This is a genomic window from Alphaproteobacteria bacterium GM7ARS4, from assembly GCA_014332745.1.
GTDB lineage: Bacteria > Pseudomonadota > Alphaproteobacteria > GM7ARS4 > GM7ARS4 > GM7ARS4.
Map to the genome: position 1 here is coordinate 484,335 of JACONL010000001.1, position 18,136 is coordinate 502,470.

Annotated in this window: 16 protein-coding genes and 1 tRNA gene; 10 read left to right on the top strand and 7 right to left on the bottom strand. The window is 53.5% G+C overall.

All coding sequences use genetic code 11. The features are described 5' to 3' along the window. Nucleotides 1-14: 14 nt before the first annotated feature. Together GDA54_02390 and GDA54_02395 are read left to right on the top strand one after the other, a co-directional pair. A complete protein-coding gene (locus GDA54_02390) occupies nucleotides 15-383 on the top strand; it encodes a hypothetical protein (GenBank protein ID MBC6497157.1) in 369 nt (122 codons plus the stop codon). Between the two features lie 73 nt (nucleotides 384-456). Then, nucleotides 457-1,920: an FAD-binding oxidoreductase gene (locus GDA54_02395; protein MBC6497158.1), complete on the top strand. Its 1,464-nt coding sequence runs from the start codon at nucleotides 457-459 to the stop codon at nucleotides 1,918-1,920. Here the strand turns inward: GDA54_02395 and GDA54_02400 are convergent. Both GDA54_02400 and GDA54_02405 read right to left on the bottom strand, forming a co-directional pair. After that, nucleotides 1,911-4,874: a phosphoenolpyruvate carboxylase gene (locus GDA54_02400; protein ID MBC6497159.1), complete on the bottom strand. Its 2,964-nt coding sequence runs from the start codon at nucleotides 4,872-4,874 to the stop codon at nucleotides 1,911-1,913. The two genes, GDA54_02395 and GDA54_02400, sit on opposite strands and share 10 nt — an antisense overlap. Continuing rightward, nucleotides 4,846-5,862, bottom strand: a complete 1,017-nt coding sequence (locus GDA54_02405; protein ID MBC6497160.1) for a 4-hydroxybenzoate octaprenyltransferase — start codon at nucleotides 5,860-5,862, stop codon at nucleotides 4,846-4,848. The genes GDA54_02400 and GDA54_02405 overlap by 29 nt, the downstream gene beginning before the upstream one ends. On the opposite strand from GDA54_02405, the gene GDA54_02410 reads away from it, so the two are divergent. The 3 genes from GDA54_02410 (at nucleotide 5,861) to GDA54_02420 (ending at nucleotide 8,016) form a co-directional block, all read left to right on the top strand. Further along, complete coding sequence (locus GDA54_02410) at nucleotides 5,861-6,004, top strand: hypothetical protein (protein MBC6497161.1); 144 nt, start codon at nucleotides 5,861-5,863, stop codon at nucleotides 6,002-6,004. The two genes, GDA54_02405 and GDA54_02410, sit on opposite strands and share 2 nt — an antisense overlap. Then, nucleotides 5,982-6,055, top strand: a tRNA-His gene (locus GDA54_02415). Before GDA54_02410 ends, GDA54_02415 begins: the two co-directional genes overlap by 23 nt. A gap of 113 nt (nucleotides 6,056-6,168) precedes the next feature. After that, nucleotides 6,169-8,016 carry a hypothetical protein gene (locus GDA54_02420; protein MBC6497162.1) on the top strand — a complete coding sequence of 616 codons (1,848 nt, stop codon included), beginning with the start codon at nucleotides 6,169-6,171 and terminating at the stop codon, nucleotides 8,014-8,016. A gap of 39 nt (nucleotides 8,017-8,055) precedes the next feature. Here GDA54_02420 and queF read toward each other — a convergent pair whose 3' ends face one another. Further along, nucleotides 8,056-8,508, bottom strand: a complete 453-nt coding sequence (gene queF, locus GDA54_02425) for an NADPH-dependent 7-cyano-7-deazaguanine reductase QueF (GenBank protein ID MBC6497163.1) — start codon at nucleotides 8,506-8,508, stop codon at nucleotides 8,056-8,058. Nucleotides 8,509-8,611: 103 nt separating this feature from the next. Here queF and coaBC point away from each other — a divergent pair, with 103 nt between their 5' ends. From coaBC to lexA, 3 genes are all read left to right on the top strand, one after another. Beyond that, nucleotides 8,612-9,859: a bifunctional phosphopantothenoylcysteine decarboxylase/phosphopantothenate--cysteine ligase CoaBC gene (gene coaBC / locus GDA54_02430; GenBank protein MBC6497164.1), complete on the top strand. Its 1,248-nt coding sequence runs from the start codon at nucleotides 8,612-8,614 to the stop codon at nucleotides 9,857-9,859. Next, nucleotides 9,856-10,347, top strand: coding sequence for an Rrf2 family transcriptional regulator (locus GDA54_02435; GenBank protein ID MBC6497165.1), 492 nt, complete (start codon nucleotides 9,856-9,858; stop codon nucleotides 10,345-10,347). Before coaBC ends, GDA54_02435 begins: the two co-directional genes overlap by 4 nt. 92 nt (nucleotides 10,348-10,439) lie before the next feature. Further along, a complete protein-coding gene (lexA, locus tag GDA54_02440; protein MBC6497166.1) occupies nucleotides 10,440-11,132 on the top strand; it encodes a transcriptional repressor LexA in 693 nt (230 codons plus the stop codon). Between the two features lie 14 nt (nucleotides 11,133-11,146). Here the strand turns inward: lexA and purD are convergent, their stop codons facing one another. Beyond that, nucleotides 11,147-12,532, bottom strand: coding sequence for a phosphoribosylamine--glycine ligase (gene purD, locus GDA54_02445; GenBank protein MBC6497167.1), 1,386 nt, complete (start codon nucleotides 12,530-12,532; stop codon nucleotides 11,147-11,149). 134 nt (nucleotides 12,533-12,666) lie between these two features. Between purD and GDA54_02450 the strand changes: the two genes are divergently transcribed. Both GDA54_02450 and GDA54_02455 read left to right on the top strand, forming a co-directional pair. Then, nucleotides 12,667-13,860, top strand: coding sequence for an exodeoxyribonuclease VII large subunit (locus tag GDA54_02450; protein MBC6497168.1), 1,194 nt, complete (start codon nucleotides 12,667-12,669; stop codon nucleotides 13,858-13,860). Between the two features lie 71 nt (nucleotides 13,861-13,931). Next, nucleotides 13,932-14,777 (top strand): M23 family metallopeptidase, encoded by an 846-nt coding sequence (locus GDA54_02455; GenBank protein ID MBC6497169.1) that lies wholly within the window; start codon nucleotides 13,932-13,934, stop codon nucleotides 14,775-14,777. On the opposite strand, the gene GDA54_02460 is transcribed toward GDA54_02455, so the two are convergent. From GDA54_02460 to GDA54_02470, 3 genes are read right to left on the bottom strand one after another with little or no spacing between them, the layout of a single operon-like run. Continuing rightward, nucleotides 14,725-15,723 (bottom strand): lysophospholipid acyltransferase family protein, encoded by a 999-nt coding sequence (locus GDA54_02460; protein MBC6497170.1) that lies wholly within the window; start codon nucleotides 15,721-15,723, stop codon nucleotides 14,725-14,727. The genes GDA54_02455 and GDA54_02460 overlap by 53 nt on opposite strands. Nucleotides 15,724-15,731: 8 nt before the next feature. After that, nucleotides 15,732-16,745 (bottom strand): tetraacyldisaccharide 4'-kinase, encoded by a 1,014-nt coding sequence (gene lpxK, locus GDA54_02465; GenBank protein ID MBC6497171.1) that lies wholly within the window; start codon nucleotides 16,743-16,745, stop codon nucleotides 15,732-15,734. 34 nt (nucleotides 16,746-16,779) lie between these two features. Beyond that, the gene (locus tag GDA54_02470; protein MBC6497172.1) at nucleotides 16,780-18,096 is read right to left on the bottom strand and encodes a 3-deoxy-D-manno-octulosonic acid transferase; all 1,317 of its coding nucleotides are present in this window, start codon (nucleotides 18,094-18,096) and stop codon (nucleotides 16,780-16,782) included. Nucleotides 18,097-18,136: the final 40 nt, after the last annotated feature.

Below are 18,136 nucleotides of genomic sequence, written 5' to 3' on the forward strand. Positions count from 1 at the left end.
AATTGCCACCCTCTATGACATTATCGTATGATGGCGATGATATGGATGTTGTGTCGCCGCCTATCAAGGCGCCGGGGATGCTCATGCGTCACTATGCGCCCCGCACGCCTTTGCGTTTGAACGCCTGTCATGTTGGTGATGATGACGCCGCGCTTCTTTTTGGCACATCATGTCCAGCGGGAGGCATGACTCGCCTCAATCTCAGCCCACGAGGCGACATGCGCGAAGCAGCCGCAAACTTTTATCGTATGCTTCACCAATTGGATAGGACAGCATGTCGTTGCATTGCTGTGATGCCGATACCAGAGGAGGGGCTTGGCCTTGTGCTCAATGAACGTTTGCGCCGTGCCAGCCACACCCCGTCAGCAAGGGACATTCCATGAGGGGAGTCCTCTCAGGTGTCCTCTCATGTGCCTTCTCATGTGTCCTCTCAGGCGCATTCCCTCAGGAGCATTGATGTCGTCCTCGAGCCATACAACGCAACAGAAACGCCATGCTCTCCGCACTCTTTTAGGGGAGGAGCGTTGTATCACGCACAAGGATGACATGACGCCTTATGTGTCGGAGAGACGTCAGCGCATCGAGGGACAAGCCTTAGGCGTGATATTCCCTGAGACAGAAGATGACGTTGTTGCTATTGTCCGCTATGCTCAGCGCTATGGTATAGGCTTAGTGCCACAGGGGGGTCATAGTGGCTTAGCGGGTGCGGCATGTCCTACGGATAAGGACAACCATGTCGTTGTTGCGATGGGACGCATGAATCATATTCGCGTCATTGATGGCAAGAATGCCACATTGATCGCTCAGGCGGGCTGTACCCTTGCTCAGATACAAGACGCCCTTGCCGATAGGCCTCTATTTTTTCCTCTAGATATTGCGTCTCGCCGCCAGTGCCAGCTAGGCGGGCTTGTCGCCACCAATGCTGGTGGTGTCCATGTCTTACGTTATGGCATGATGGGCGCTCTCGTCAGGGGTATACGCGCTGTTTTAGCTGATGGCAGTGTCATGGACGACCTCACATGTTGTCTCAAGGATAATACGGGCTATGCCTTACATTCTTTATTTTGTGGGAGCGAAGGCACGTTGGGTATTATCTGTGATGTCGCCTTGGCCTTATATCGGCGTCCGCGCCGTCTTGTGTCTGCGTGTTTTGCCGTGCGGGACATCGGCAAGGCGCTGAGGCTCTATGATGTGATAGCACAGGAGGCGCTGTCGTCTCTTCCCATGCCTCTTCATGCCTTTGAATATATTGATGGTGTCATCTTCGAGCTGGTGCTGTCTATGGCGGGACAGGATAAACGCCCCTTGCGGGGGACATATCCCGCCTATGTCATGGCGCAATGGGAGGAAGGGGGGGAAGAGGAGGGAGACGAGGGGATGAAGGCGCATGCCTTTTCTTCCTTTCGAGAGATGTTACATGCGCGGGGGATTATCGAGGCGGCTGTCCGCTGTGCGACTCCCTCCTCGCAACGGGCGCTATGGGATATGAGGTGGCGTATTCATGACACGGAGCGCCGTTATGGTGACGGGTTTAAGCATGATATTGCCTTACCTCTCCATCGGTGGGATGTTTTTTTACAGGAGACGACACGCGCTGTGCAAGAGAGCGTGCCTCATGCGCCTCTCTTCATTTTCGGTCACTTAGCGGAAGGCAACCTACACTATAATATCGGCAAGCCTCCTATGATGGCACAAAGCACTTTCGAACGTCATCGTGAGCCTCTTCAGCGCTATCTCTATGATAGCGTGCGCGCCTTTGGCGGGAGTTTCAGCGCCGAGCATGGGGTTGGGCGTCTCAAGCGAGAGGAATTAAAACGTTACAAGGCGCAAGGCACATATGGGATGATGCGCAAGCTCAAGGAGGCTTTCGACCCTCACCATATAATGAATCCGGGCGTTTTCTTTTCATCCTATCCATAAGAGCCGACGGCGTTGGCGACGGCGATACTGAGGTCTTTCATCATGGTATGGATACGGCGTATGGGGGCGAAGATATGGCGGTGGTGGGATTCATAGCCTCTAAAATGGTCGCCATGATACTCGGCGCGCACGCCAAAGACACCGGGCGTCCAGTTGACGGGTTGTGCTGGGAAAATGGATTCGAGATGTTGTAAGGCGGTGTCCACATCGAGCGTCAAGAGTTGGGACGTCAATTGGCGGTGATTACCGTGGGGTTGGGCGGTAAAGACGGGGATGGTGGCTGTATAGGTGAAGAGCAATTGCATCAGGGCGAGGCGCACGCTATGGATAATGGGGAGGAGGTCATCGAGGGCGCGTTGTCGGTGATGAAAGATGGAGTCTTGGGGTTTGTTCTGGAGACATTCTTCTGCCCATGTTGCCAATTCGGCATAGTCGCGATAGAGATGTCCGTAGAGGCGTAGCAAGGGTGGATACATATGGAGTGTTTCCACCATGTCGCCTACCCGTAGCAGATGTCTAAAGTCCTCTTCTTTTTTTATCTGTAGGGCGTGGTCGCTCCAATAGACGGGGTTATAGAGTTCGATATAGGCTCTGAAGACGGCGCTTGATGTCAGTTGAAAAGCATAGAGGACAAAGTCGGTCAGGTGGCGGAAACGTTGGGATTGTTTGTAGAGGGATGTCATAGAGGGTTGATGTTGTCTCAGGCTCATGCCAATGCCGCCGATGACGTTGGCACAGAAGCCAATTTGATGGAGGGTGGCGTTGTGAGGGATGGCGCGCCAGTCGCGCACCTTTCTACGTTCTTGATGTCTATCGCCTCCTTCATATTGGCGTTGATGGGGGCGTGAGCCTGATGGATAGGTGAGACGATGGCAGAACAAGGAGAGGAGCTGGGCATAATCGTCGCTGTCCATGAGTTGGGCGTTAAATTTTTTCACCGTGTGCGTGATTTCACTTCCCTCGTCAGGGCGGTGATAGAAGGGGTCTGTTTCTGTGCTCTTTGTTGGCTTGTCCGCCAGATGTTCGAGGATACGGGTCAGGGTGGCATAAGCTGTCGTTTCATCGATGAACCAGCTGTAGCCGTCTCCTCCTTGGAAGCTCACTTCTTTTTGGTGATGGACGCCTGCTTGGGTGAAACACTCGTTGGCATAGGGTGAAGAGAGATAGTTCAGGCGGTCGTTGAAAGAGAGGGGATGGCCGCCACGTCCACAGGACTCGCCATGGGTATTAAAGAAGAGGACACAAGGCGAGGGGATACCGCTCTCTTTGAGGATTTTTGCTGTTTGCGCATGGGTATGTTCGACGGCCAAAGCTGCTGCCATCTGTCCCATATGGCGTCCGGCGTCAGAATAGCCTGTTTGTAGGCAGAGGCGTCCCCGTTTTATCAGGTGATGTCGATAATGGTCGTTGGCGATAAGGTCGCCGATAAGGCTTGGCGCGCGCAAGAGCGCCTTTTCTGTTTCGAGGAGAGGCGAGATGTCGATTCTATCGGCAATGCCAAAAAGGCGAGCGAAATACAATGCTGCCAAGACGGAGAAGGCTGTTTCACATTCGGCAATAAGGAAACGTAGGGGCTGTTCGTTATCGATATAGGTATCCATTTGGCTCATGAGCATGAAGAGGGTGCGCGCTGACATGGTCTCGGTGAGGAGAGAGCCAAAATGGGTCTTAGCAGGTTTCACATTGGCGAGGAGCTCGTCGATACGGCGTTTATAGGTCATGCGTCGCGCTGGGTCATCCAGGGCGCCATCCATCTCCATATGTCCCAACAGAGCATTATGGAGTTGGCTGGCGTTAATACGCATATGGACTTTTGAGATGCCTAAGCCAAAATGCTTGATGGTGCTTGCCAGAATTTGCAAGGAGTCTTGGACATCGGTGGCGAGGTTGGATGTGATGGCTTGGGTGAGGGCTTGTTCTGCCAGTTCTTGTAAGGGCGCTGCGTGTGTGACACGATGTTTTTGCGTTGATTCGAAGTAGCGGGAGGCTTGAGCGAAAATTTTTGCTTTTTGTTGTGTGTCGGTGATGTCTTCTGGCGGGATGGAGGCAATATCTTTTTTCTTATCTTTGATGATGGCGGTGATTTTTTCGTGGAGAGCCGTGAGGGCGGGTGGTGTGTGCTCTTTGCCTATATCCTTGACGATGGCGGCCGCTTGTTCTTTGTAGTCGAGGAGTTGTGCTGTTTGGTCGAGGAGGCGATTTTTGAAGCTTTTGAGCCAGCTAATATCGCTACGTCCGTCAATATCATAGCCAACCCAGCTATAGAGCGAGAGGACTTTTGGGCGGAGTGAGCGCGCTTGTGTTTTGTCTATGGTGCGCGCATGGCGGACGATATGACGATAGAATCTCTGAAGGGACTTTTGTCCATTCTTGAGGGCATGTTGGGCGAGGGCATGCTCGTGGTCTAGGGTAATGTTTTGGGCGGGTTGTGGCGGATTTTTTGCGACTTCTGAGAGGAGGGCTGTTTCTTCGTCTTTTGTGTTTGCTTGGATAAGGGCGCTGAATTGGTGTAGGCATGGGGTATCGATGCCAAAGGTTGGATGGGCTGTGAAGACGATACCGAAATTGTCGCTTTCGGCAAATTGCGTGAGTCCCTCCATCGTCTTCCACGATGTTTTGAGGAGGTTCGCGAGGACATCATCATTTTTCTTTGGTGTCGTTGTGCCTACATAGGAGCGTGCCGTATCCACACGCAAGCCTAAGGAGACAATCTTGATATAGTCGATGAGGGCTTCTATGTCATCGAGGTGAAGCTCTTGGTGGCGTAGCTGATGCCAGAGGAGAGAGGAGACATCGAGCAAGGGGTTGGCGAGCAAACCATCCTTATGTTGTTTGTGGGTCGTCTTGTAAAGGGATAGGATATGTTCATACAGGTGTGAGGCTTTGCGTAACGTTTTTGGTGTCTCTGTATGGGATGACAGAATGTCAATGGTATGGTGATAGCAATGGCGCATAAGGGAGCACAAAAAACGCGATAAACATGATGAACAGGACGACCACGTTCTTTTTAAAGAAATTATGGCAAGAAGGGAAGGATTTTATATCTAAACGATAGAGGAAGAAGGCGAGGAGAAGGCCAGCGACGCCAAGCAAGAGCATGCTTGGTTGGATAACGATATGGGGATGGGTATGGGCTATCAGGAGAAGGCATGTCGCCAGTGCGCCCCATGCGACGCCATAGAGCATGGCAACGTATCTTTTCGTCCTTGTCCCCCAACGTATGGCAAGGGATTTGACGCCCACATGGATGTCGTCGTCCCTATCCATATGGGCATAGACCGTGTCGAAGGCGATGGTGCTCAGCACACAGCCCGCGTAGGCCAGCACGACAGGGAGGGGGAAGGCGTCCGCCAGCGAGACAGCATGGTGTGTTGCATGTGTTGTGGCATAGAAGGCGAGCAAGAGTCCTGTATTGAACAAGAAGCCCAGCATGACTTGAGGATAATGTGTTACCCTTTTCATGTAAGGGTACAGGACAATGAACGGGAGAATGGCGAGGGATGGCAGGAACAGGGTGGATGGCAGGGCGAGGGCGAGCATCAACGCGCAGACGAGGAGGCAGAAGAGTGTGGCGAGGGCGTGGCGTTGGGTGAGCATGCCACATGCGAGGGGACGTGTTTGTGTTCGTGTGATGTGTGCGTCTATGTCTTTATCGACCATGTCATTGACGACACATCCCGCTGACCGCATGACAAAGGCAGCGAGGGCAAATAAGAGATAAAAGGGGGCGTCATGGGCAAAAAACCTCTCCATCATGCTGTAGGGTTGATGGGCGATGTCGTCGCTGAGGGCGGTGCTGAGGGCGATGCCCCACCATGTGGGGAGGAGCAAGAGAAAACTGGCGCTGAGGCGGTCGAGACGCATCAGCATGAGATAGGGATGGAAGGCAGGGGGGGTCAGTGCGAACAACAGGGAATGTGTGTCAATATCGCGTTGTGCCATGACCATATGCGTCGAGGGTGGGGCGTCTCTCAATGTCCATCGCCTTGACCTTATCGCATGGTATCGTTACAATCAACTGTTTGCTGTGTTGTGGATGGCGAGGGGTGTGATGATTGATGGCGGGCGTAGCTCAGTTGGTTAGAGCGTCGGTTTGTGGTACCGAAAGTCGTGGGTTCAAGTCCCATCGCTCGCCCCCTTCTAGGGGATAGGGGGTGTGATTCATGCAACATGTGAGTCGCATGTGTCACCTAATGGCATGGCGGTTTCTTCACAGATACCATGTCAGGCGTACGATAGAGCGGACAGATGATGATGAACATAATGGTGAGCGGGTTACGTTTACCCGCTAACGGATGTCCTATTGCTGTATCTCATCAAGGGAAGATTGTGCCAGCGGGTGATGCCTCTCGTAGAGGGGGTGGGTTAGGGCGTCGTAGGGTGTCTCGTGTTGGTGCGTCCGACATGTCCCGTACCCATATGGGTGTGCAACAGAGTCGTGATTTCATCAAAGACCATATCACCCGTTATTTAGGCACGCATGATTTTCTTTCTCGTTTGCAGAAAGTTCGTCAGCAGAGTCCCCATTTACGAAAGGATGCCCGCCGTATTGAGCGTGATTACCATAGCGTCATGCGTGATGTGGAGCGTTTTCATAGTCGTCAGAGGCGTCCCATCACCTCTAAGGAGATGCGTCGGGTGACACAACGGGTGGCGGATGTTGCGGCGCGTGGCAAGCGTTTGCATTTGCTCTCACATCACGCGCAACATGGCACGTTGTCATCACCTGTGCCGTCATTTCGCCATAAGGATGTTCTCTATGACGAGATGACGTTTGACAAAGAGAAGGGGGCCTTTCGCGTTCGTCGGGGGAGTCTCTTTTCGAGGGGTGTCAAAGCCTTAGCGCTCAAGATAGGCGTTGGGCGAGAGCATTATGCGCAGAAGGCAGCCCGCGCCTTTGCCCATGCGATGGCGGAAAAATGTCAACGTTCTGACGTTGCCCATACGGCCTTTCAAGAACAAGGGCATAACATGGTTGCCCTTTTAGCGGGGCAGTTGGTGGATACCAGAGGGCACTATCGTCCTTTGCTCAGGTCTGAGGCGGTGGCAGCGGCTCATCGCACGGAGCACGGCGCGCTTCTCAAGAGTCATGGGCAATGGGTGCAGAAGACGACGTCGAGTCTGATGCCGGGAGGCGCGCTGTGGGAGAGCACGTTGAAGAAGGCGGGCCTGAAAGATGCCTCGTTCCTCAAGCATATCCATGGGGCGTGGCTGAGAGATTCTCTGGAGGTGGCTGTGCGTAGCGCCTTCCACGAGCCTAACATCCAGACGACACAAGCGCAATTGGTCGATGTGGCGGCGGGTGTCGTCCGTTCATTTGCCACCATGCCTCCCTCAGCCTTAAAGGCGTCCTATCAAGCCCGTCTCAGAACTGTCGCCCAATTGCGCGATGTGGCGCACAGCATGGTCACTGGGCGTATGGCGCGCGTCGTGCAATCCATGAAAAAATTTCATAGCGCCTATATCGATATGTTGAGTCGCGATCCGGCTTTTGGGTCTCCCCCACAAGGGCCGCATGGGGAGACGAAGGAGCTCTCTTCCGATGAACGCACCGCGCTTCTGCGGAGTCTCATGCGGCCTTTGGGGAGGCAATTGAGCGTTCCCTATGCCGAGCGCGCTTTACAGCAATTACAAGGGGATGTCGGCGCGACTCTTTCTGTGGCATTGGGCCTTCTCACTGAAGATACTGAACGTTCGGTGGGTCTTGAGATGCCAGAAGAACAAGGAACATCAAGGGCGGAAAGTCCAGAAGAAGATGCGTCTTATCGCCACATGTTAGACAGAGGGCAATTTTACTATCAGCAAGGGGATATGTTAGCAAAGATAGAAGAGACGCTCATCGAGGCATGTCTCGATAACGACTATTATCCGCCACAAGGCGTAGAGAGGGCTCGCTTGTTTGACTATGGCAGGGAGGTGCGTCAAGACACGGTTGATAACGTGACGGTGGTTGACCCTCTAGGGAGTGTCGCCATAATGCGGACACGCATCGAGCAGGATAGCCCGACTCATGTGGATGGGGAAGAAGTGGCGGCCGCCATTGCTCTCTATGGAGGGCTATGGCGTAGTCAGTTACAGGCGGTGGAGCGCGCCTAAGAGGGGTTTTGGCGTTTGCCTGTCTCAGGTGAGTCTATCTCAGCCTCGTCCCCTATAGGGCGCTGTGCGATGGTCGGGAATCCAGAGATTTTGAGGGGGCGGCGCTGTTTGATAAAAAATATCGATGGGGAGGCCGCCGCGAGGATACCAATAGCCGCCTATGCGTAGCCATGTGGGCGCAATACATGCTTCGACGCGCTGTGCGATCATCAGCGTGCATGCTTCGTGGAAGTCGTGGTGATGGCGGAAGGATGACAGGAAGAGTTTGAAGGATTTGCTCTCGAGGATATGGCGATGGGGGACGTAGTCGAGGATAATGTGGGCGAAATCTGGCAGTCCGCTACGTGGGCATAGGGTTGTGAATTCGGGGCATGTGAAGCGTATCATGCTCTTGTTGCTCTTGTGGGGCGCTGGCACAGCCTCTAGTGGGGCATCGTCGGGATGGGAGGCGAGGGGGGAAGGGTGGGGCGTGTGTGTCATAGACGATGCCATAAGATTATTCACCTATGATGATGACAGAGCTTTATACTAGGGGCATGAGAGGGCCATGTCTATTCCTTCCCTCAGTGACGAGCAAGAGAGGTTTAAGCGTGTCATGACAGGCAAAGAGACGTTGTTATCCATTGCTGTTGTCATAGGCGGTGGGATTGCTTCTGTGAAGAGTCTTATGCTGATACGTGCGTTGCGTGGGCGTGGTGTGCGGGTGATTCCTATTCTCAGTAAGGATGCCCATCGTTTCATCACACCTTTATCGGTTTCGGCGCTATCGGGTGGCGTTGTCTATGACGACCTGTTTAGCGTTGGGGAAGGGGGAGGGGCGATGGCGCATGTCACATTGCCTCGCTCTGTGGACAAAGTCGTTGTAGCGCCTTTGACGGCAAGCCTCATGGCGCGTATGGCGTCTGGGAGCGCTGATGATATGGCATCAGCCTTTTTACTCGCCTGTGAGCCGTCGAAAATTCTCATCGCCCCGGCCATGAATCCGCGCATGTGGGCGAATAGCGCTGTGCAACGTAACCAGCATTTTCTGTTGGAGCAAGGCATGCGCTGTATAGGGCCTGAGGATGGCACAGCCGCATGTGGCGATGAAGGCATAGGGAGAATGACTGAACCAGACGCCATTGTGGAGAGGCTGTTAGAGGACGTCCCGATAGACAAGCCTCTCTTCCATGGCGGGCGTCGCCTCAAGGCGCTTGTGACGAGTGGCCCCACGCACGAGCCATTGGATGGCGTGCGTTATCTCACCAATCGTTCCTCTGGCAAGCAAGGCCATGCCATAGCGCAAGCGTTGCAACAGGCATGCATGGAGACGACCCTTATCTCTGGTCCCGTCACATGTGTCGACCCGCAAGGTGTCGAGGTTGTTCATGTCGATACAGCCCATGCCATGTTCGATGCGTGCCTCGAGCATGGGGCGGTGGATGTGGCTGTGTGTGCTGCTGCTGTCAGTGATTGGCACATTCCCCGTGACAAGCGTGTTCTGGGTAAGTGGCCATCCGACACAGAGACACGCCGTGTGACGCTCCAAGCGACTTTGGATATTCTTAAGAGTATCGCTCAGGGAGAGAAGGGATTCACGCGTCCTCGCCTTGTCATTGGCTTTGCGGCAATGAGTGGTGAGGGTGGGCGTTCTGTTCTTGTTGAACAAGCACAACAAAAACGACAACGCAAAGGGTGTGATTGGATGATGATGAATGATGTAGGGCGTGACCCCCATATTTTTGGTGGCGACAATAATCGGGTGACGTTCATGACGGACAAGGCGTGCGAGGAATGGCCTCTCATGTCGAAGCATGATGTGGCGGTAAAACTGACAAAAAAAATCATAGACCACTTTATGTGAGGGAGAGGGAAGCTGTGCCAGACTATCGGTGCGATAAGCGTTTTTTCTTAGCTCTGTTGGCTGTTGTGGACATTGCCTACCATGGCGGCCATCGGCCTGTGCCTAGTCGTGATATTGTGGCGCGCCATCATATGACGAGACGCCATCTTGACGTGCTGTTGGGGCAGCTCGTCATATCCCGTATTTTACAGAGTGTGCGGGGACCAAAGGGGGGGTATCTTCTTGGGCGCGAGCGCCGACGTATTTGCTTGCTCGATATTGCCCATGCCCTTGAGTCTTCCCATGCTGAGACAAAGGCCACGCGTCTTTTTTGTAATGCCATAGACCGTTCGCCCATTGTCTCTGACATTCTTCTTCCCCTTCGGCAAGAGTGGGAGGAGCGCCATGCCCGCATGCTCTCACAGCTGACTATCGACGACATCTGTGTGCGCGCAAGGGATAAGGGTATTGCCCAAGAATCCTTGTCCCATTTGGATTGGACGATTTAGCGTCTTTTGTTCTTGTTTTCTTCTCTTTTTTTCCCTATCTTTTGTGAAGATGGAGGGGGGTAGGTTTGATGGATATGCAAGGGACGGATCTGGTGCTGACGAAACAACAACGTAAGCTGTTATTGCTTATTCACCATGTCTCTCAAGAGCGGGGTGTCGGCCCTTCTTATGACGAGATGTGTGACTGCATGTGCTTACGCTCTAAGTCTGGTATCCATCGTTTGCTCAATTGTTTGGAAGAGAGAGGCTATATCAAGCGTCTCAAGAATCGCGCCCGCGCCGTCGAGGTCATTAAATTGCCTTCTTGTGAGCGCCAGCATGATGGTGGACGTGCCGATGGCGAGGCGCATGATGCGATGCGTCCTTCTTTTGCATCGGACACGACCATCAATTTTTATGGCAACATTGCCGCAGGGGATCCCTTTACGGCTATGGTGCAAGACCATGAGACATTTGACGTGGCGTCTTTTCTCATTGGTCGTGATAGGGAGAACTATTTTGCCCTCAGGGTGTCTGGCGACTCTATGATAGGGGAAGGGATTCACGAGGGTGATATTGCCATCATTAAACGTGATGCCCAACCGAGGAATGGCTCGATCGTCGCCGCCTACATACGTGACAATCATCGTATCGATGGCGAGGTCACATTAAAGCGCCTACGTCGTCGCGGCAATTCTGTTGCTCTTGAGGCGGCAAATCCCGCCCATAAGGCGCAATTATACGGCGCGTCTCAGGTGCAATTTCAGGGGCGTTTAGTGGGTATCGTCCGCCGCTATGATAGGTAAAGGCATGGGACGTCTCACGCGACGTTGGCAGGGGCGACGTTGGTAGAGGCCACGTTGGTAGGCGCATGGGAAGGGGTGACGTCTATTTTGTTATTGAGGCGTGTTTGTTGGGCGATGTCTGTGCGGTAGGAGCATTGTTGCCATTGGATGTGCTTGGCGATGGCATAGGCTTTTTCTCGCGCTTGTTCGAGCGTATCGGCATGGCCCACAGCGGTGAGGACTCGTCCTGTCCCAGCCACAAGGGTTTCGTGTTCTATGCGGGTATTGGCGTGGAAGAGGACGCCTTCATGAGACGCGCGTGATGGCATGGTGATGGGGTGGCGTTGGGATGATGGCGAGGGGGAGGGGTAGTCTTTATCAACAAGGACGACGCCGACGGTGGCAGAATGGTCGAGAGAGAGGTCTTGCTCGGTGATATGGTGGAGGTTGTGATGGGCGCATGCATGCATGGCATGGGCGAGTTGTCCTTGCAGGCGAGGCATCAGGACTTGGCACTCTGGGTCGCCGAATCGCGCATTGAATTCGAGGACGTGACATGCCTTCGTTTCCCTATGGACGATAAGCCCGCCATAGAGGACACCGCTATAGGGGCATCCTTGCTGTGCCATGGCGCGAATGGTGGGTGTGATGATGTCGTTGATGGCGCGTGTCTGTATCTCTTGGTTTTGTGTGTCGATTGTATAAGAACAGAAAGCGCCCATGCCTCCTGTTTGCGGTCCCTTGTCACCATCTTCGCGCCTTTTATAGTCAAAGCACATACCAAGGGGTTTTATGGTCTGTCCGTCTGTCATGACAAAGAGGCTCACTTCATCTCCTTCGAGGAATTCTTCGATGACGACATGCTGTCCCGCCTTTCCTAAGGCGCGTTCTTTCATGAGTCTATGGAGGGTGTGGCGTGCCTCTTGCTTATCGTGGCAGATAAAGACGCCTTTGCCTGAGGCGAGGCCATCGGCTTTGATGACCCAGGGGGATGGCATGGTTTCTAATGCGTGGCATGCCTCCTTGTGCGACAAGCAACGATGGGCGCGGGCTGTGGGGATGTTGTATTGAGCGCATAGTTGCTTCATCCATATTTTCGATGTCTCAAGGCGGGCAGCGGCTTGTGAGGGCGCAAAAACAGAGACGCCACGCTCTCTGAGCGCATCGCTTATGCCACAGGCAAGGGGTGCTTCAGGCCCGATAACAACGAGGTCGATGGCATGCGTCTTAATCCATTGACAGAGAGCATGGGAGTCATCGATGGCGATGGGATGGCAGGCAAGAGCATGCTGATACGTCATGCCATCATTGCCGGGGAGGCAAAAAATCTCGTGCGGCGCGCCTTGTTGGTCCTTCTCTTGGCTGAGACGCCATGCGATGGCATGTTCCCGCGCCCCTTGTCCTAATATGGCAATACGCATGGAAGCACTTCTTCACTCTACAATCGGGGATCACATTGATACCCTTATGACATCATCGCCATAGTGTATAGTATGTCTGAGGGCCATGACAAGGGTGTCATGGTTAACATCGTCACGGGGAGTGAACATCGACTATGCTTCATAGGCCAATTTATCGTGTGTCTGACATCTCTGATGCTATCAAGGAGACGTTAGAACAGCGTTTTCGTGATGTGGCTGTGCGTGGGGAAGTGAGCAAAGTCTTTAAGTCATTGCAGGGTCATCTTTATTTTTCCTTGAAGGACGATAAGGCTCTCTTGCATGTGGTGTGTTGGCGTTCGACAGCGCAGTCGCTTTCTATGGAATGGGAGGACGGGCTCGAGGTGGTCTGTTATGGGCGCGTGACATCGTATGGCGTGCGTTCCACCTATCAGTTGATAGCCCATGATGTCCGTCCGTCAGGGCATGGGGCGTTGTATCAAATGTTGGCGTCGCGGCGTCTGCGCTTAGAGAAGGAGGGTTTATTTGCGGAGTCGAGGAAGCGTCCTCTTCCTTTTCTTCCCAAGATTATCGGTGTTGTTTCGTCGCCGCAAGGGGCGGTGATTCATGATGTCATGCATCGTTTGAACGAGCGTTTTCCTCGTCCTGTCGTTCTTTGGCCTTGTGCTGTGCAAGGTGAGCGTGCGCCCCAAGAAATCTGTGCGGCATTGCGCGGTTTTGCGATGGCCGATGGCAAGAGTGTGCCTCGTGTGGATGTCATTATTGTGGCGCGTGGGGGTGGAAGCATCGAGGAACTTTGGAGTTTCAACGAAGAAGAGGTCGTACGTGCCATTGCCGCCAGCCCCATTCCCGTCATCTCTGCCATTGGCCATGAGACAGATACCACCCTTGCTGATTTCGTTGCGGACTATCGAGCCCCGACACCGACGGCGGCGGCAGAGCGTTGTGTGCCTGTGCGTCATCAACTCCACAAGCAATGTTTAGATACGACACACCAGCTTGTATTGTCTATGGCGCGTCTCTATGACCATGGGTGTGAGCGTCATCGCGCCCTCACGGCGCGTCTTCCCATGCCTCAACGTTTCTTTGACGCTCGGGGTGAGATGGTGCGCCTCCATGAGGGTCGACTACGCCAAGCCGTGACCCACACATTCTCGAGACAACAGCAAACGATGTGCCATGCCCAACGTCTCCTTGAAAGTTGTTCTCCTTATGCTACAATGAAGCGTGGCTATGCCATTGTCCGTCAAGATGGCGTTGTCAAAAATAGGAAGGATGCTTTATGCGAGGAAACGAACGAGCTCGAGATTTCTTTTTATGATGGCAAGGTCGATGCTGTGCTGACGTGAGAGAGGCCAGAGAGGCCTATGCGGTGCTTATTATGTGCTGTTCCTATGGTTTATGTGTCGTGAGGCGTGTTATGTATCGTGTGATGAGGTTGATGTTTTGTGCCTTCTGTGGCGTTATCTGTTTTTCTGGGCAGAGCCATGGGGGGGCGCAAGGGGGGGAGGGGAAGGCTTTTGTGATAGAGGGGGGAAGCACCGCTCAAGGTGGCTTGCTCTATGGGCATTCTTTGTCCGATGCTGAGGTGAAGGCGCGGGGTGGCTATCTTGTCTATTGTTCCAGCGGTCGTTTTATGCTCGCCATTCCTCCTTCTGCTGGCGAAGAGATTGTCCTCTTTGCCAAGCGTGGCGACAGAAAGGTTAAGAAACGTGTTCCTGTGACACAGCGTCGCTATGAGGTTGAGCATGTGGATGGGCTTCCGCAAGAGCAAATATCGCCTCCCGAGTCTGTGTGGGAGCGTATTCAAAAGGAAAGGGAACAGATCAAGGCATCGAGGGACGATACGATGGGGTGTCAGCGTAGCCCTCTTCCACGTTTTTCCTATCCTGTGAGGGGGAGGATAAGCGGTGTCTATGGGTCACGGCGTGTTTTTAACGGTGTGCAGAGAGCGCCTCATTTTGGGCTCGACATTGCCGCGCCTCAAGGCACAAAGATCACAGCGCCTTTAGACGGGCGGGTCATTCTGACAGGCAAGGATTTTTTCTATGCTGGCAATATCGTTATTCTTGACCATGGCATGGGTCTTTCTTCCCTCTATGCCCATATGGACTCCATTGCTGTCTCCTATGGCGACATGCTGAGGAGGGGTGATGTCATGGGTGAAGTAGGCGCAACAGGGCGCGCGACGGGCCCCCACTTACATTGGGGGATTAATTTAGGGCCTTGGCCGCTTGACCCTGCGCTCTTGCTTGTTGAGCCTTAGCGTAGTCGGCGGCGCGTTTGAGGCGTTGCGGGAAATTCCAACGATTATGAGTCCATAGCCATTGGTCGGGGTGGGCGCGAATCCACGTCTCGAACAGATTAAAGTATTGTTGTGTCATTTTCGTGATATTCCTATTGTTGTCGCGTTTTGGCGAGGGGAAAATGGGTTCTTCGATGGTAATGGTGAACGAGGAGCTCTCTTGCTCACGGCAGACATGGATGGGGACAATGGCGGTATGAAAGCGCACGGCAAGGCGCGCTGGCGTATCGGCGCATGCCGAACGATAGCCCATGAAGCGCACATGCGTTCCTTCATGGAATTTTTGGTCGGTCACGAATCCCACAGCTTCGCGTCTTTGTAAGGCAGAGAGTATTTTTTTGAGACTATCGCTGTCATTTTTTGCGGCAAAGTGGGTGGCGACGCAATCGCGCATTGGGCCTATCATTCTGTCGGCAAAGGGGTTGTTTGGTGGACGATAGGCGACGGTGATGGGATAGCCTAGTTGGCGCACGACAAGGGCAGCAATTTCCCAATTGCCAAAGTGGGCAGAGACACATATGACGGGTTTATCTCTTTGCAGGAAGCTTTCCAGCCGTTCGACATGACGTATGGTGGCGATGTTCGGATAGGGGCCTGTATGGTCGTAGAGACGCATATCTTTTAGGAAGGGATATTCGGCAGCAATACGTCCTATATTGCGCCACATGTGACGCATGACATCGTGACGTTTCTTCTCTGACATGGCTGGAAAAATCTGTCGTAGATTGCAGAGGACAATTTTTGTTGTCGCCAAGTGGGGGCCAACAATTTCGGCACAGCGCGCCGAGACATGAGAGGCGCGTGTTAATCCTAATATGCGAAAGAGCCTTATAGCGCACCATAGGAGTATGCCTTGGGGAACGTAGTACCATCTGAGAGGGAATTTTTGCTTGGGGCGTCGTAGCATGGATGCTCTTAAAGCTGTGCCAAGGAAGAAAGGACGAAATCGAGGAGCGCGTCCTCTTGATGGATGTGCAAACGCAAGGCAACGGGCATTATAGAGGATTGATAGGCGCGGGGCAAACGAACAAAATCTTTTTCCGTTGTGACGAGTGTTGCTTTCTTCTGGGTGGCGTCATTGAGCATGAGGTCGAGCTGTTTTTTGGTGAGGACTGCATGGTCGGGATAGGCATAATGGGCGATGATGGGGGATGGCGTGGCGTCTTGTATCATCTCGAAAAAATTGTGGGGAGGGGCGATGGCGGCGAAGGCGATGAGAGGGCGTGAGCCTTTGTTCTTGAGCTGGGTATCGTCGAGGGTTGCTGTGGCGCGGAAGATGGGGAGGGGTTTTTTTGTGACATGGTGAAGGAGGGGTGGCAGTGGCGGCTTTTTTTTATTTTTTTTCTGTTCGACCATGACGATTGCCTGGGTTTTGGCGAGGGCGTATGCCCATGGTTCGCGTAAAGGCCCTGCCGGCATGATGGCGTGGTTGCCAACGCCTTGATGGGGGTTGATGGCGAGGAGCGTGATGTCTCTTTTGAGGGATGGGTGTTGCATGCCATCATCCATGATATAGCAATCGCCATCATGGCGTGCGCGCATAGCGCTTGTCGCACGGTTGCCGCCGACCCATGTGGGCGCATGGCGTGCGAGGAGCAAGGCTTCATCGCCTACATCGATGGCCGTATGGTGGGCGAGGTCGACACGACATGGCTGATGGTATTTTCCTCCATAGCCTCGTGTGAGGAACACAGGGCGGTATCCCTTGCGACGTAGCAGATGATTGAGGGCGATGGCCAGGGGCGTTTTACCACTTCCGCCGACAACGGCATTGCCAATACAGAGAACGGGATGGGGGGCTTGCTGGACTTTATGAAGGCGCTGAGAGAGCATGCTGGCCATGCCAAAGCACCATCCTAGAGGCATGAGACATGTCGAGAGGATGGAACGTTCCTGCCACCAAAAACGCGGAGGGAAGACACGTAGCATGGTCACATGAGGTCTAGGGTGGGTCTAGGGTCTTTTATGCTGTCGGGTCATGGTCAATCCCATGGTCAATCCCACGGTCAAGCCATGGGAGGATACAATTTTTGTATTGTTGGAGGATATGATGTGTGTCGCGGGTGACGAGGCGTTTTGCGTTGGTGCGCATGATGTTCATGGTGTCTGTGGCGAGGGTTTTTTGTAGGTAAGGTCCTAATTGGTCGCCATGGGTGATGATATGGGCGGCTTGTTCTTGTGCTAAGAGGTCATAGATTTTTGTAAAATTATGGTAGTGTTGTCCTGTGATGATGGCACAATCGAGGCGCGCTGCTTCCAGTGGATTTTGTCCGCCATGGGGGATGAGAGAGCCTCCCATAAAGGCCACATGGGCGAGGCGATAGAACAATCCGAGCATGCCGACTGTATCGATAATATAGATAAAATCCTGTGCGCATGGGGGGGGGTCTGTATGTTGGGAGTGGAGGAAGATGCGTGTGTCTGGTTCGAGGCTTTTGGCGATATGGCGTGTTCTATTGGGATGGCGTGGGGCGAGGAATGTGACAAGGTTAGGATGGGATGGTGTGAGCATGTGGTGGGCGTGGGCGACCCATTGTTCTTCGCCTTGGTGGGTGCTGGCGGCAATCCATATGGGGCGTTCCTGTGGTTTGTGCAAGGCATTTTTCCACAGCGTGAGGCGATGCGGGTTATGGGGCAAGGGATGGGCGGCTTCTTTGATATTGCCAACACAATAGACGGGATGACATCCTAGGGAGCGAAAAGAGGATGCTTGCTCTTCATTTTGGGCGAGACACAGGTCGACACAGCGCATGAGGTAGCGACTGGTTTTTTTGAACATCATCCAGCGTTTGTGGCTCTGTTGCGACATACGGGCATTGAGGAGGATGATCGGTATATGGCGTTTGCGAGTCTCTATGAGGAGATTGGGCCAGAGTTCTGATTCGACCCAGAGGGCAACGGAGGGTCGCCAATAGTCGAGGAAACGCTTCACATGGGAAGGGGCATCGAGGCAGATATAGCGGTGGAGGACATGGCGAGGGTTGCGCTGTGTGGCGAGTTGGGCTGAGGTGACGGTGTGGGTTGTGAGGAGAATGGGGATGTCGTCGCCTAAGGACTCTATGAGGGGGAGGACAGACAGATACTCGCCAACACTGGCCGCATGAAACCACAGGAGGGGGGTGTCTTTTGGGCGCTTTGTTCGTCCGTAGCCATAACGTTCCATGAGGCGGGGATAGTCTTCTTTCCCCTTGAGGAGACGATACAGCAGGAAGAGGGGGGAAAGCCACTGGGCGACAGACCACACGATACGATACAGCAGTAACAAGCGTGTCAAGGGCATGGGGATTATTTATGTCCTTATGTCGGCACAATTGTCGTAT